Origin of the sequence: Pseudomonas sp. St386 (assembly GCF_018325865.1) — a bacterium.
GTDB lineage: Bacteria > Pseudomonadota > Gammaproteobacteria > Pseudomonadales > Pseudomonadaceae > Aquipseudomonas > Aquipseudomonas brassicacearum.
The window spans coordinates 4,753,035-4,770,090 of sequence record NZ_AP021900.1 but is presented as its reverse complement, the minus strand read 5'-3'; the positions used below and the strand labels follow the sequence as shown (position 1 = coordinate 4,770,090).

Here is a 17,056-nt window from a genome sequence, read left to right as displayed (position 1 = left end):
TCTGATGGACAAGAGTGTTGCTTTGAGGATTGCCAAGCGCTTTATCACTCTGCCGCTGGACAAACGTAAGCTCTACCTGGAAAAGATGCTCGAAGAGGGCGTCTCGCCGGCCAATCTGCCGATCCCCGAGGTCCGCTCCGGGTTCGAACAGATCGCGCTGTCCTATGCCCAGGAGCGCCAGTGGTTCCTGTGGCAGATGGACCCCCACAGCTCGGCCTACCTCATCCCCAGTGCCTTGCGCCTCAAGGGACGGCTGGACGTAGCGGCCCTGGAGCGCAGCTTCAACGCCCTGGTCGAGCGCCACGAGAGCTTGCGCACCACCTTCATCGAGAACGGCGAGCAGACCGTGCAGGTCATTCACCGGCAAATGCCCCTGCGCATCGCGGTCGAGGCGTTGCCCGCCAGTTCGCCGCTCAGCCAGGACGACAGCATCAAGGCGTTCGTCGAGCGCGAGAGCGCGCGCCCATTCGACCTGCGCCAAGGGCCGTTGCTGCGGGTTTCGCTGTTGAACATCGCCGAGGACGACCACGTGCTGGTGCTGATCCAGCACCACATCATTTCCGATGGCTGGTCGATGCAGGTGCTGGTGGACGAACTGGTGCGCCATTACGCCGCCGACACCGCCGGCCAGTCCCTGGTCTTGCCGGAACTGACCGTGCAGTACGCCGACTATGCGATCTGGCAGCGCCACTGGCTCGAAGCCGGTGAGCGCGAGCGACAATTGGCCTATTGGGTCCAGACCCTGGGCCGCGAACAGCCGGTGCTGGAGTTGCCGCTGGATCATCCGCGCCCACCCGTGCAGAGCTTTCGTGGTGCACGCCTGGACTTGAACCTGGCGCCGGAACTGGGCGCCGCGCTCAAGCAACTGGCCCAGCGCGAAGGGGCCAGCCTGTTCATGGTGTTGCTGGCCTCGTTCCAGGCCTTGCTGCACCGCTACAGCGGCCAGCCGCAGATCCGTGTCGGCGTGCCGGTGGCCAACCGCAACCGGGTCGAAACCGAGGGCCTGATCGGCTTTTTCGTCAACACCCAGGTGCTCAGCGCCGATGTCGATGGGCAATTGCCGTTCGACCGCCTGCTCGCCCAGGTCAAGCAGTCGGCCATGGCCGCCCAGGCTCATCAGGACCTGCCGTTCGAACAGTTGATCGAGGCCCTGCAGCCGGAGCGCAGCCTCAGTCACAGCCCGATCTTCCAGGTCATGTTCAACCACCAGACCGCCAGCGACACCCAGGACCGGCAGATGCAATTGCCGCAGCTGAGCATCGAGGACCTGGTGTGGGAAGGGCACACCGCCCAGTTCGATTTGACCTTGGGCACGTATGAAACCGGGCAGGGTGTGGTCGCGGAGCTGACCTACGCCACCGATCTCTTCGAACCACAGACCATCGAACGCCTGGCCCGTCACTGGCAGAACCTGCTGCAAGGCATCGTCGATGCACCGCAGCAACGTATCGGCGAGTTGCCGTTGCTCGATGCCACGCAACAGCGCCTGATGCAGCAAGACTGGTTTCGCGTGGTTGAGCATGGTGTCGAGGCCGGGTGCGTGCACCAGCGCATCGCCGAACAGGCCCGCGTCAGCCCCGATGCGCTGGCGCTGACGATCGATGGGCAGGCCCTGACCTACGGGCAGTTGGATGCACGCGCCAACCAGCTCGCCCACCGCTTGATTGTCCTGGGCGTGACGCCTGACCAGCCGGTGGGGATTGCGGTGGAGCGCAGCGCCGAGATGATTATCGGCCTGCTGGCGATCCTCAAGGCCGGCGGCGCCTACGTGCCACTGGACCCGGCGTACCCTGAGGATCGCCTGGCCTACATGATCCAGGACAGCGGTATCGAACTGCTGCTGACCCAGGCCCGTTTGCAGGCTCGATTACCGATCCCGGCAACGCTCGAAACCCTGTTGCTGGATCAGCCGGATGCTGCCCTGCAGGAGGCCCCGCGCAGCTGCCCGGCGGTGGCGCTGAGCGCCGAACACTTGGCTTACGTGATCTACACCTCCGGCTCCACCGGCAAACCCAAGGGGGTGATGGTGCGCCATGGCGCGCTGAGCAATTTCGTCTCCAGCATGATCGCCCAGCCAGGCCTCACGGCCAGCGATCGCATGCTGTCGCTGACCACCTTTTCCTTCGATATTTTTGGCTTGGAGATCTACGGGCCGCTGTCGACCGGGGCCAGCGTGGTGCTGACCGGCCAAAACGTACACCAGGATCCGCAGGCGGTGCTGGCGCTGATCGAACGGCACGACGTGACGGTGCTGCAAGCCACCCCTTCGAGCTGGCGCATGTTGCTGGATCATGAACAATCTGCGCTGCTGGCAGGTCGCACCTTCCTGTGCGGCGGCGAGGCGTTGCCCCTTGAGTTGGCGCAACGGCTGCTGGCGCTTTCACCGAAGGTCTGGAACCTCTATGGCCCGACCGAAACCACGATCTGGTCGGCGGTGCATCCGCTGAGCCCTGAAAACAGCCGTCCGTTCCTTGGCCAACCCCTGGACAACACGGCGCTGTACATCGTCGGCAGCGACCTGACGCTCAACCCGCCTGGCGCGCCGGGTGAATTGCTGATCGGTGGCGACGGACTGGCCCGCGGTTACTTCCAGCGTCCGGCCCTGACGGCCGAACGCTTTGTGCCGGACCCGTTCTCCACAACGGGCGAGCGCCTGTACCGCACCGGTGACCTGACCCGCTATCGGGCTGAAGGCGTAGTGGAGTACATCGGCCGTATCGACCATCAGGTCAAGATCCGCGGCTTGCGCATCGAACTGGGGGAAATCGAAGCGGCGCTGCTGGCCCAGGCCAGTGTGCGGGAAACCGTGGTGGTGGCTCATGAAGGCCCGACCGGCGCGCAACTGGTGGGCTATGTAGTGCCCATTGACGCAGTGCCACAAGCGGATGCCGAGGCCTCATTGCGCACCGCGCTCAAAACCGCGCTCAAGGCGCAATTGCCGGAATACATGGTGCCGGCGCATCTGCTGTTCCTCGCGCAACTGCCGTTGACGCCCAACGGCAAGGTCGATCGCAAGGCGTTGCCGGCCCCGGATGCCAGCGAGTTGCAACGTGCCTATGTGGCGCCCGGCAGTGCGCGTGAGCAACAGGTGGCGGCGATCTGGCAGGAGGTACTCAAGCTCGAGCGTGTCGGGCTTGTGGACAACTTCTTCGAGTTGGGCGGACATTCGTTGCTGGTGACCCAAGTGGTGTCGAGGGTCCGTCGGGCGCTGGATATCGAGGTGCCGTTGCGCAGTCTGTTCGAACACAGCACGTTGCAGGATTTTGTGCAGGCCCTCGACGCCGGCCACGGTGAACAACCGTTGGCGCTGGTGCCGGTACCTCGTGACAAGCCGTTGCCATTGTCCTTTGCCCAGGAACGCCAATGGTTCCTGTGGAAAATGGACCCCGACAGCGCCGCCTACAATATTCCGACGGCGCTGCGGCTGCGCGGTGCGCTGGATACAGGCGCCCTGCGTCAAAGCTTTGCAGCGCTGCTGGAGCGTCACGAAAGTTTGCGCACCACCTTCGTCGAAGACGATGGCCGGACCTGTCAGGTGATGCGTGCCCAGGGGCAGGTCGACTTCGTCGAGCAGCGTCTGGCGGTGGATGACGAGGCCGGTATCCAGGCATTTATCGAGCAGCAGACGCAACGCCCGTTCGATCTGCTGAACGATGCGCTGTTGCGCGTCGGCCTGCTGGCGCTGAGCGAGCAAGAGCACATCCTGGTGCTGACTCTGCATCACATCGTTGCCGACGCCTGGTCGTTGCAGGTGATGGTCGATGACCTGATGAGCCTGTACTCGGCGTTCATCCAGGGCCAGTCCGCGCAGTTGCCAGCCCTGGCGGTGCAATACGCCGACTACGCCGTCTGGCAGCGGCAATGGATGGCTGCCGGTGAACGGGACCGGCAAATGGCCTACTGGACCGAACAACTGGGCGATGAACAGCCGCTGCTGGAACTGCCCACCGACCATCCGCGTCCGGCTCAGCAAAGCATGCGAGGCGCACGGTTGCCGGTCGTGCTCGATCGCCCGTTGAACGACGCCCTCAAAGCCTTGGCCCGCCGGGAAAACATCACGTTGTTCGTGCTGTTGCTCGGTTCCTTCCAAGCGTTGTTGCACCGTTACAGCGGCCAGGCCGACATTCGCGTCGGGGTGCCGATTGCCAACCGCCAGCGCCTGGAAACCGAGCGATTGATCGGGTTTTTCGTCAATACCCAGGTGCTGCGAGCCGAATTCCACAGCGACTTGACCGGCGCCGCTTTGCTGCAACAGCTCAAGCAGACGGCCATGGCGGCGCAGATGCACCAGGATCTGCCGTTCGAGCAATTGGTCGATGCCCTGCAACCGCAACGCAACCTGAGTCACAGCCCGCTGTTCCAGGCCATGTTCAACCATCGCAACGAAACCGACACGGCGTTGACAACTGCCTTGCCGGACCTGGCCATCGAGCCTATGGGTTGGGCGCAGCGCACCGCGCAGTTCGACCTGAGCCTGGACACCAGCGACAGCGCCCAAGGCCTGCACGCGGCCCTGACCTACGCCACGGATCTGTTCGAGCCGGCCACCATCGAGCGCATGGGCCAGCATTGGCTCAACCTGTTGCAAGGCTTGGTGCAGGACCTGCATCGCCCTGTTGCGCAGTGGGCGCTACTGGACGCTGACGAACGTCGGCGCATGCTGGTGGAGTGGAACGCCACGGCAGTCCAATACCCGCTCGATCGCAGTGTGCACAGCTTGATCGAAGAGCAGGTGTCGCGGACCCCGGACGCCCCGGCGCTGGTTTTCGGCGAGCAACGCCTGACCTACACCGAGCTCAACGCCCGGGCCAACCGGTTGGCGCATCGGTTGATCGATCAGGGTGTCGGCCCGGATGTGCTGGTGGGTATCGCCGTCGAGCGTTCCGTGGAAATGGTCCTGGGGCTGTTGGCGATTCTCAAGGCCGGCGGTGCCTACGTACCGTTGGACCCTGAATATCCACGGGATCGCCTGGCCTATATGTTCGACGACAGTGGCATCGGCCTGCTGCTGACCCAGCGCCATCTACTGGACGCGTTGCCCGTTCCGGAGGCCATTCGCTGTCTGGTGCTGGATCAGCCCGAGGACGGGCTGCAAGCAGGTCGCGATGCCAATCCGTGCGTCGACGTTGACGCTGAAAACCTGGCCTACGTGATCTACACCTCCGGTTCCACCGGCAAGCCCAAGGGCGCGGGCAATCGTCATTCGGCCCTGGTCAATCGGCTGTGCTGGATGCAGCAGGCCTATGGGCTCGATGCCACGGACAGCGTGCTGCAAAAAACGCCTTTCAGTTTCGACGTATCGGTGTGGGAGTTCTTCTGGCCGCTGCTGACCGGCGCGACGCTGGTGGTGGCCGCGCCGGGCGCTCATCGCGACCCGACGCAACTGATCGAGCTGATCACCGCGCAGCGCATCACCACGTTGCACTTCGTGCCGTCGATGTTGCAGGCGTTTGTGCAAGACCCACACGTGGCCCAATGCACCAGCCTGAAGCGGATCGTGTGCAGCGGCGAAGCCCTGCCGGTGGATGCGCAGCAGCAGGTGTTCGCCAAACTGCCGAACGCCAGCCTGTACAACCTCTACGGTCCGACCGAGGCAGCCATCGACGTCACCCATTGGACCTGTGTCCAGGACGGTCGCGACAGCGTGCCGATCGGCCAGCCGATTGCCAACCTGGGTACTTACATCCTGGACGATGAATTGTCGCCGGTGCCGGTCGGTGTGACGGGCGAGCTGTACCTGGCGGGCGAGGGCCTGGCCCGGGGTTACCATCGACGCGCGGCGCTGACCGCCGAACGCTTCGTGACCGGCCCCTTCGGCACGGGGCAGCGGCTGTATCGCACCGGTGACCTGGCGCGCTATCGCACCGATGGCGTGATTGAATACGCCGGGCGCATGGACCATCAGGTGAAAATCCGTGGCCTGCGCATTGAGCTGGGGGAAATCGAAGTGCGCCTGGCCGAGCACGCCGAGGTGCGCGAAACCGTCGTCATCGCCCAGGACGGCACCTTGCTGGTGGCCTACCTGGTGCCAGCCCGCGCTGAACTGCTGAGCGCCGAAGACACCGTCCGCCAGGCGCTGCAAGGTCGCCTCAAGGACCATTTGAGCCAGTCCTTGCCCGACTACATGGTGCCGCAGCACTGGGTGTGGCTGGAAAAAATGCCCGTCAGCCCCAACGGCAAACTGGAACGCAAGGCACTGCCCAAAGCCGATATCAGCGCCAGCCCCAAGGCTTACATCGCACCGATCACCGCCCTCGAACAGACCCTGGCCGCGATCTGGCAAAGCGTGCTCGGACGCGAGCAAGTGGGGGTGGGTGACAACTTCTTCGAGCTGGGGGGCGATTCGATTATCTCGATCCAGATGGTCAGCCGGGCGCGGCAGGCCGGGATTCATTTCAGTCCCAAGGATCTGTTCGTCCACCAGACCATCCAGGGCCTCGCCAGCGTGGCGAACCAGGGGGACAGCGGCCCGGGCATCGACCAGGGCCCGGTGACGGGCGACGCGGTGTTGCTGCCGTTCCAGCAACTGTTTTTCGAACAGGACATGGCCGAGCCGCATCACTGGAACCAATCGGTGCTGCTCAAGGGGCAACGGCCAGTGGACGCCGCTCATCTGGAGCAGGCGTTGCAGGCATTGGTTGCCCACCACGATGCCTTGCGCCTGGCCTTCACCCGTGAGAACGACGCCTGGACCGCTCGCCATCAAAGCCTCGCCGAGCAACAGGGGCTTTGGCAACGCTCACCGCTGTTGTGGACCGCCGAGGTGGCAGATGCTGCGGCGCTTGAACGGTTGGCCGAACAAGCCCAGCGCAGTCTCGAACTGCAGAACGGCGCACTGTTGCGCGGGGTCTTGGCGAGCCTGGCCGATGGCAGCCAGCGGCTGTTGCTGGTGATCCATCACTTGGTGGTAGACGGAGTGTCGTGGCGCATTCTGCTGGAAGACCTGCAACAGGCTTATCAACAACTGCAGGCCGGCCAGGCCCTGAAACTGCCCGCCAAGACCAGTGCCACCCAGGCTTGGGCGCAACGGTTGCAGGGGCATGCCGGCAGTGCGGCGTTACAGGCTCAAATAGCCTATTGGCAAGGGCAACTGCAGGACGCTCGCGCCGATTTGCCTTGCGACCGGCCCGAGGGCGAACTGCGCAGGTGCCATGGGGCGCAGGTTCAGACGCGGCTGGATAAAAACCAGACCCGACAACTCTTGCAGCAAGCGCCGGCGGCCTACCGAACCCAGGTCAACGATCTGTTGTTGACGGCTCTGGCCCGGGTGATTGGCCGCTGGTCCGGCGACGCCTCGACCTTGATTCAGCTGGAGGGGCACGGCCGTGAGGCGTTGTTCGATGATCTGGATCTGAGTCGTAGCGTCGGCTGGTTCACCAGCCTGTTCCCGGTACGCTTGACCCCGGCCGTCACCGCAGGGGATTCGCTCAAGGCGATCAAGGAGCAATTGCGGGCGATACCCGACAAAGGGCTCGGATTCGGTGCGCTGCGCTACCTGGGGGATGAGCAGACCCGTCGTACCCTCCAGGCGTTGCCTGTGCCACGCATTACCTTCAACTACCTGGGCCAGTTCGACAGCGCATTCGCCGATGATGCCGATGGCTTGTTTATCCCGGCCAGCGAATCGGCGGGCGCACCACAGAGCCCGCTGGCGCCGCTGGACAACTGGTTGACCCTCAATGGCAGTGTCTACGCCGGCGAACTGAGTATCGACTGGACGTTCAGCACGCAGATGTTCGACGAATCGACGATCCAGACGCTGGCCCTGGACTATGGCCGAGAGTTGCAGGCCCTGATCGAGCACTGCTGCCAGGCACCGCACCAAGGCTTCACGCCGTCGGACTTCCCGCTGGCCGGGTTGACCCAGGCTGAGCTGGACGCGTTGCCACTGGCGCCCCGGCAAGTCGAAGACATTTATCCGTTGTCGCCCATGCAGCAAGGCATGCTGTTCCATACGTTGTATGAGCAACAGGCCGGCAGCTACATCAATCAGCTGCGGGTGGATGTCGAAGGGTTGGACGTCGAGCGCTTCCGCCAGGCCTGGCAGGCGGCCATGGACGCCCATGAAGTGCTGCGCAGCAGTTTCGTCTGGGAAGGTGAGTTCAAGCGTGCCCTGCAGGTCGTGCACAAACAGCTGGACGTTGCCTTCCTGTTCCATGACTGGCGCGCCAGTGCGCAACTGTCCCAGGACCTCCACTCCCTTGCCCTGGCGCAGCGCCAGCAGGGTTTCGAACTGGAGGCGGCGCCCTTGCTGCGCCTGGTGGTGACACGCGTGGCAGAGGACCGCTACCACTTGATCTACACCTGCCATCACATCCTGATGGACGGCTGGAGCAACTCGCAATTACTCGGCGAAGTGCTGCAACGCTACAGCGGCCAACCTGTCGTCGCATCGGGCAGCCGCTACCGGGACTACATCGCCTGGCTGCAACGCCAGGATGCGGTGGCCAGCGAAGCGTTCTGGACGCCTGTGCTGCAACGCTTGGAGGCCCCGACGCGGCTGGCCGATGTCATTGCACCACCGGCCCAGGCCGGCACCGGTTATGGCGACCATGTGCAGGTCCTGGACGAGACGCTGACCCGGCGTCTGGAAGCCTTCGCCCGTGCCTCGAAAGTCACCGTCAACACGCTGGTGCAGGCCGCGTGGCTGCTGCTGTTGCAGCGTTACACCGGCAAAGACACCGTGGCTTTTGGCGCGACGGTGGCCGGTCGTCCGGCGGATCTGCCGGGCATCGAGCAGCAGATCGGCCTGTTCATCAACACCTTGCCGGTGATCGCCAGCCCACAGGCCGGGCAGTCCCTGGACAGTTGGCTGCAAGCGGTGCAGGCGCAAAACCTGGCGCTGCGCGAATTCGAGCACACCGCGTTGCTGGACATCCAGCGCTGGGCCGGGCAGGGCGGGGAAGCGCTGTTCGACAGCCTGTTGGTGTTCGAAAACTATCCGATTGCCCAGGCCCTGGAGCAGGGCGCGCCGGACGGTTTGCGCTTTGGTCCGCCGCTCACCCAGGAGCAGACCAGCTACCCGTTGACGCTGTTGGTGGGATTGGAACGGCAACTGTCGGTGCACATGAGCTACCAGCAGGCGAGTTTCTCGGCGGACACGGTGCAACGGCTGGCGGCCCATCTGGCTCAGTTGCTGGGACAGATGACCGATGGCGGCGAGCGCTGCCTGGGTGAACTGTCGATGCTGGAGTTCGATGAACATCAACGCCTGATCCATGACTGGAACCCTGTGGACGCGCCGTTCGACCAAGGGCTGTGCATCCACCAGATGATTGCTCGTCAAGTTGAAGCCATGCCAGATGCCTTGGCGGTGACCTTCGCCAACACCCAACTGAGCTACAGCGAGCTCGACGGTCGCGCCAATCGCCTGGCCCATAAACTCATCGAACTGGGTGTAGGCCCGGAAGTGCGCGTCGGCGTGGCGATGCCGCGCTCCGAACACCTGCTGATCGCTTTGCTGGCAGTGCTCAAGGCCGGTGGCGCCTACGTGCCGCTGGACCCGGATTACCCGGTTGAGCGCGTGGCCTACATGCTCGACGACAGTTGTGCGCGGGTGTTGCTGACCGAACAGGCGGTGGCGGCGACGCTGAGCGTGCCGGCTGAAACCGCCGTGCTGATGCTGGATCGGATCGAGTTGGGGCAGTACCCACTCAGTGCACCGATAACCCAAGTCACGCCAGACAACCTCGCCTACGTCATCTACACCTCCGGCTCCACCGGCAAGCCCAAGGGCGTGGCGATTGCCCATCGCAACGTGCTGGCGCTGATCGACTGGTCCAAATCCGTCTACAGCCGCGATGACATTCAGGGTGTGTTGGCTTCGACTTCGGTGTGCTTCGATCTGTCGGTGTGGGAGTTGTTCGTGACCTTGGCCAACGGTGGCTCGCTGATCATCGCGCGCAATGCCCTGGAACTGCCGCAACTGCCGGCCCGCGATCAGGTGCGCCTGATCAACACCGTGCCCTCGGCGATTGCCGCGTTGCTGCGCAGCGATGAGATTCCGGCCAGTGTGCGCATCATCAACCTGGCCGGTGAGCCCCTGAAGCAAAGCCTGGTCGACGCGCTGTACCAGAATTCCCCCTGTGGGATTGGGCCGGTGCAAGCTAAGCCTCTAGAGTCAGAATCTGTGGGAGCAAAGCCTGTGGGAGCAAAGCTTGCTCGCGATAGCATCCTATCGGCTGGCCCATGTGTGACTGACCTACCGCCATCGCGAGCAAGCTTTGCTCCCACAGGTAGTGCTCCTGCAGGTTCTACTCTTGCAGGTTTTGCTTCCACAGGCTCGCTCCCACAAGGGATAGCGCATGTCTACGACCTCTACGGTCCATCCGAAGACACCACCTATTCCACCTGGACCCGCCGCACCGCCGGCGGCACGGCGAACATCGGCCGGCCTCTCAAACACACCGCCAGCTACCTGCTCGACGCCGACCTGCAACCAGTGCCCCAAGGCGTCTCGGCGGAGCTGTACCTGAGCGGCGCGGGCATCACCCGTGGTTACCTCGGCCGCGCGGCGATGACCGCCGAAAAATACGTGCCCAATCCGTTCTCCACAACCGGCGAACGCCTGTACCGCACCGGGGACTTGAGCCGTTACCGCGCCGATGGCGTGCTCGAATACCAGGGCCGTATCGACCATCAAGTGAAGATCCGCGGCTTCCGTATCGAGCTAGGGGAAATCGAAGCGCGGCTGCTGCAACAGCCCGAGGTGCGTGACGTGGCGGTCCTGGCCCAGGACGCCCCGGGCGGTCAGCAACTGGTGGCCTACGTGGTCGTCCCGACGCTGAACCTGAATGCCACCGAAGCCCAACGCGCCCTGCGCGATGAACTCAAGGCGGCCCTGCGCGAACACCTGCCGGACTACATGATCCCGGCGCACCTGCTGTTCCTCGAACAACTGCCCCTGACCCCCAACGGCAAGCTCGACCGCAAGGCCTTGCCGGCGGTGGAGACCGGGTTGTCGCAAAGCGGTTACGAGGCGCCCGTCAGCGAACTGGAGCAACAGATCGCTGGTATCTGGCAAGAGGTGCTGGAAGTGGAGCAGGTCGGTCGCAACGACCATTTCTTCGAACGCGGCGGCCACTCCTTGCTGGCAACCCAGGCGGTCTCGCGTTTGCGCAAGCTGACGGGCTATCCGCTGAGCCTGCGTGACTTGTTCAATCATCCACAGCTCAAGGCGCTGGCGGTCCTGATGGCTGGCACTGCCGATGAACCGGTCCGGGCGGGCGATTCCCATGAAGTCCGGCTCAAGGCCCATGGGCCGCGACGTTCGGCACCGCTGTCGTTGGTGCAGCGACGTTTGTGGATCGCCGAACAATTGTCCGGCGGTACGTCGGCCTATGGCATGCCCATGGCGCTACGCCTGTGCGGCGAATTGTCGATGGCGCACCTGATGAGCAGCTTTGCCGACGTGGCTCGCCGTCATGACGTACTGCGCACCGCGTATGTCCAGGACGAAGAAGGCGATCCGCTGGCGCTGATTGCCGATGAGGTGCAACTGGACTTCCCGGTGATCGACCTCGCTGGCCTGTCGCCCAGTGCCCAGCAGGAACAGGTGGCCCGAGCGACGCTGGAAAACGCGCGCATCCCCATCGACCTGGAACAGGCACCGCTGTTGCGCGGGCGGATCCTGCGCCTGGGGCCGACGGAGCACGTGTTGCTGTACGCCATGCACCACATCATCTCCGATGGTTGGTCGATGGGGCTGTTGATCAACGAACTGGTGCAGGTCTACGAGGCATCCCTCAAGGGTGAACCGATGCCGCTGCCACCCCTGGAGGTTCAGTACCATGACTTCGCGCTGTGGCAACAGGCGCTGGAGGAGCAGGGCGTGCTGGCGCGCCAGGCCGAGTACTGGAAACACCGGCTCGGCGGCTACGAAGGGCGCCTGGACTTGCCGCTGAGCAGCCCCCGGGGCCAGACGGCGTCCTACGACGGCGATGCGCTGCAGTTCCGGCTTTCCACCGCGCTGAGCGGGGCCTTGCGCCGGTTAGCCAGCGAGGCCGGTGTCACGCTGTACAGCACGCTGCTGGCGTCCTTCCAGGTGTTGTTGCATCGGCTCTGCGACGCGCAAGACCTGGTGGTCGGGGCCGACGTGGCAGGTCGTGAACAGCCTGAGCTGGAGCGGCTGATCGGTTTCTTCGTCAACGTACTGCCCCTGCGTTCGCGCTTCGACGCCGCGGCCACGTTCTCGCGCTTCCTGGGGCAGACCCAGGACAACCTGCTCGGCGCCCTGGAGCATCAGGACTTGCCGTTCGACCAGATTGTCGAAGCCTCGGGCGTACCGCGACACAAGGGCATGAACCCGTTGCTCCAGGTGTTGTTCGTGATGAACAACGTGCCGGTGCGCACCCGCTCCATGACCGGGTTGAGCGTGGAATTGCTGCCGGCGCTCGAGACCCATTCTAAATTCGATATGGCGTTGTTCGTTGACGAAGAAGAAGGGCAATTGCGCGGTAATTGGCAATTCGCCACAACCTTGTTCGGACATGAGCGCATCCAGCACCTGATTCAGGCCTGGACAGCCCTGTTGGAACAGATCGTCGCTGATCAGGACATTCAATTGGGAGCTATCAGCATGCCAGTCGACAACATGGCGGCGGCCGTCACGCCTGCCACCGTCCCGGGGCCCAAGGCCGACAAACTGGGCAAGTTTCTCAAGCGTTCCGTGACACCCCTCGCCAAGCCTCGTGCGGCGCGGGTGCGTGAATCACTGGTGGCTGCACCGCAGCGCTTTCCCTTGATGCTGGAGCCGGGCGAGCCCCATCTGGATGTCATCGAGTGGATCCAGCAGAACCGGCCACTGATCGAGCAAAAGCTGGCCGAGCATGCGGGCATTCTGTTCCGCGGTTTCGAGCTGGACGGTATCCAGGGTTTTGAAGCCTTCGCCGAAGCGGTACAGCCAGGGCTTTATGGTCAGTACGGCGACCTGCCGAAGAAAGAAGGCGGCAAGAACACCTACCGTTCCACGCCGTACCCCGAGCGCAAGATGATCCTGTTCCACAACGAAAGCTCCCATCAGGGCCGCTGGCCGCGCAAGCAGATGTTCTATTGCGAGCAAGCCGCACCGGTAGGCGGCGCGACCCCGGTGGTGGATTGCCGGTTGATGTATGAACGATTACCGGCGGACCTTCGCGAGAAGTTCGAAGACAAAGGGTTGCTGTACGTACGCACCTTCACCGACAAACTCGACGTGTCGTGGCAGCACTTCTTCAAGACCGAAGACCACCTTGAAGTGGAGGCCCGCTGTCGGGCGGGCGGCATCCAATGGCGCTGGCTCGATAACGACGAGTTGCAGACCCGCACACCGGGGCCCGCGATCATCACGCACCCGATCACCGGAGAGAAGTCGTTCTTCAACCAGGTGCAATTGCATCACATCTATTGGTTGGACCCGGATGTGCGGGAGGACCTGTTGTCGATGTTCGGCCTGGAGCGCATGCCTCGGCATGTGTATTACGGCGACGGCACACCGATTGAGGACGAGGTGATGGCGCGTATCGGTGAGTTGTATGAAGCCTGCGCGGTGCGTTTCGACTGGCAAAAAGGTGATGTGATCCTGCTGGACAACATGCTGGTGGCCCACGCCCGCGACCCGTTCGAGGGCCCGCGCAAGATCGTGGTAGCCATGGGCGATATGTACGACCGTAACGCGCTGGACAACCCGGCCAGTGCCGGGCCCGCGATTCAGGGCAGGCGCAATCTGGAGGAAACCGGAGCATGAACGAAGTAACGATGGATCAACAGGACCCGAGTTTCCCGCTGACGCCCGAGCAACAAATGCTGCTCGAACAACTGTCGCCCACGGCGACCTGTGGCGAGGCGTTGCGCTGGCTGAACGTGGTGATCGACGGTGATCTCGATCCGCAGCGCTTGCAGGTCGCGTTCGATACGCTGCTGGCGCAGCAGCCGATGCTCTTGGCGCGGCTGGGCAAAGTCGCCGGTTTCCACGGTTGGCGTCAGGCCGCCGCCAGCGCCGCTCGCTTCCCACTGACGGTACAGGCCGGCGAGCAACGGGCCGAGGACATCCAGGCGCAGATCAAGGAGTCGATGGGGCGCGCTTTTGTGCTCGGCGAATCGGAAAGCCTCCAGGCCGGGCTTTATCGTCTGGCGCCACGGCAATGGCAACTGGTGCTGGGCATTGCTCGCTGCAGTGCCGATGGGCAATCCCTGAATCTGCTGCTTGAGCAGGTGCAGCAAGCCTGCGCCGGGATCCAGGGAGCGGAAGACGACGCACCGGGCGAGTTCACCCAATACCTGGAATGGCGCAGTGAGGTGGTGCTGGATGAAGATGCCGCCACCGGACGCACCTACTGGCAGCAGCACCTGCACGGCGTGCAGACGGACATCGCCACGCCGTGGCTGGCCGCACGCAGCGCCGGCAATGAGACCGGTGCAGGCGACAGGTGCGTGTCGCTGACACTGGAACCTGCCCAGCGTGACGCGTTGTACCGTCTGGCCAAGCAGCTCGGCCAGCCGCTTGCCACGCTGCTGCAAGGCGCGTGGTGGGTGTTGCTGGGACGTTTGAGCGGGCTTGAGCAGGCGCTGGTCGGTGTGCGCCATGACAGCCGTGGCGACTATGAATACTTCGCCAATGCCGTGGGCGTGTTCGAGAAAACCCTGCCGCTTTGCGTTTCGTTGCCCGCCAGCGTGGCGTTCAGCGAGTGGTTGAGCGAACTGGCGGCGGGCCTCGAAGCCCATCGCGCCTGGCAGGAATACTGGACCCCGGACCTGGCGCCTGACGCACGCCCGGTCTACGGCTTTACCCTGGGGCAGGCGAGCGGTGCCAGGAGCAGTGGCGACCTGAACTGGGCGCCGGAGCCAATGCTTGTGCAGGCCGATGCGTTCGAGTTGCTGTTACAGGTTCAATTGGACGATGCCCAGCGGCTTGCCGCGGTCAATCTGTCTTACGCCAGTTCGCGTTATTCGCTCGCCTCGGCCAGCGTCGTGCTGGAACAGTACGGCGTGCTGTTGGCGTCGATCCTTGCCGCCCCGCAAACCGCACTGGCGCAGCTCAATTTGCTCAGTCGCAGCGAGGAGCAGCGCTTGCGGGCGATCAATCCGCCGATGCAGGCATTGGCGGATGGCCGTTATCTGCCGCAGCGCATCGCCGAGCTGGCGATTCGTACGCCGGACGCCATAGCCCTGACCGACGCCCATCAGCACTTGAGCTATGGCCAGTTGCAAGCCCGGGTCGACCGTGTGGCGCAGTGCCTCAAGGACCAAGGTCTGGGCCAGGGGTCGATTGTCGCGCTGGCGTTGCCGCGTTCGGTGGAACTGGTGATTGCAATGCTGGCGAGCTGGCGCATAGGGGCGGCGTATCTGCCCCTGGATGTGCAGTGGCCCCAGGCGCGTCAGGCGTTGATGCTGGAACAGGCCGACGCGGCGATGTTGCTCACCGATGCGACGCATCTGCCGACCTGGCAGGGGCAGCCGTACAAGGCGCTGACATTGGCTGAACTCAGTCAGTCGGCAGCGCCCTTGCCGGTGCTCGCCACCAAAGGCAACGACATTGCCTATGTGTTGTTTACATCTGGCTCCACCGGCGTGCCCAAAGGCGTGGTGATCGAGCATCGGCAATTGCTCAACTACACCGCCCAGGCCAGTCAGGCCCTGGGGCTTGCGCAGTGCAAAAACGTCGGTTTCAGTTCCACCGTGGCGGCAGATTTGGGCAACACGACGTTGTTTGGTGCATTGTTCAATGGCGCCACCCTGCATGTGGCCAGCGATGAGCAGATGCAGGACGGCGCGTTGTTTGCCCAGTACGTGCAGCAGCAACGGATCGACTGCCTGAAAATCGTGCCGTCGCACCTTGCGGCGCTGCTCGACAGTGAGCAGGCGACACTGCCGCTTACGCTGATTCTGGGCGGCGAGCCGATCCCCGCGACGTTGATCGAGCGCATCGCCCGGTTGCGCAGCGATTGCCGCGTGTTCAACCACTATGGGCCGACCGAAGCCACGGTGGGGGTGATGATTCATCCGTTGTCACTGCACGGCGCCGCCGGCGATTGTGCGGCGCTGACTCAGGTGCTGGGCAACAACCAGGTTTACCTGCTGGACGCCGATCTGCGCTTGGCGCCGGTGGGCGTGCTGGGTGAGGTGTACCTGGGCGGCGCGCAGTTGTGCCGGGGCTATCTGCATGCCGAGGCCGATGAGCAGACGTTCATTCAGAGTCCATTTGATCCGGCGCAGCGGTTATATCGCACCGGCGACCTGGCGCGGTATCACCCGAATGGGGCGATCCAGCTGTACGGTCGGCGTGATCAGCAGGTCAAGGTGCGCGGGTTCCGTATTGAACTGGCGGAGATCGAGGCGGTGCTTCTGCGCATGCCGCAGGTGGCCGAAGCCCTGGTGCTGCCGGCGGCGTCGGTCGAGCAGGGACTGTTGGCCTTTATCGTGGCGCCGCCGGGTAGCGCTGCGGGCGTGTTGGACGCCGCCCGTGCCGGGCTGAGCGCTCGCTTGCCCAGTGTGATGGTGCCCCAGCACATGCAGCTGATCGAAGCTTTCCCGCGATTGGTCAACGGCAAGATCGATCGCAAGGCGTTGCAGCAGTTGGCGGGTGCGGCAACGGATGACAAAGACGCCGCGCCGCGCGATGCGCTGGAGCAATTGCTCGCCGCACGCATGGCGCAGTTGCTGGGGCTGGAGCGATTGGGCATCGATCGCGACTTCTTCGCCGCCGGAGGTCATTCGTTGCTGGTGATCAAGTTGGTGGCCGGTATTCGCAAGTTGTTGCAGTGCGAAATTCATCCGGGCCTGGTCTTCGATCATCCGACCGTGGCGTCGCTGGCACTGGCCTTGCGGGCGCTAGAGAGCAGTCCGGGGCAACTGGAGAAAATGGCCCAGGTCCGCCTGCGCATGGAAGCGATGAGCCCCGAGGAAAAGCTCCGCCTGACCGAACAGGCTCGGCAGCTGCAAGCCGCCAGGGCTGCGCAAAGCAACTGACATCACACGAAACAAAAGGTCGCCGCCCAACAGAGATTCCCAGAAATGGAACGCGGAGCGTCCCAGGCGGCATTCCCACGCGGAGCGTGGGAACGATCGGATCACACGAAAC

The 17,056-nt window shown here is 63.8% G+C and carries 2 protein-coding genes; both read left to right on the top strand.

Translation table 11 applies throughout. From position 1 onward, the window contains the following. Positions 1-4 precede the first annotated feature (4 nt). Positions 5-13,723 carry a non-ribosomal peptide synthase/polyketide synthase gene (locus KI235_RS20900; RefSeq protein WP_212795281.1) on the top strand — a complete coding sequence of 4,573 codons (13,719 nt, stop codon included), beginning with the start codon at positions 5-7 and terminating at the stop codon, positions 13,721-13,723. Then, positions 13,720-16,944 carry a non-ribosomal peptide synthetase gene (locus tag KI235_RS20895; protein WP_212795280.1) on the top strand — a complete coding sequence of 1,075 codons (3,225 nt, stop codon included), beginning with the start codon at positions 13,720-13,722 and terminating at the stop codon, positions 16,942-16,944. The genes KI235_RS20900 and KI235_RS20895 overlap by 4 nt, the downstream gene beginning before the upstream one ends. Positions 16,945-17,056 lie beyond the last annotated feature (112 nt).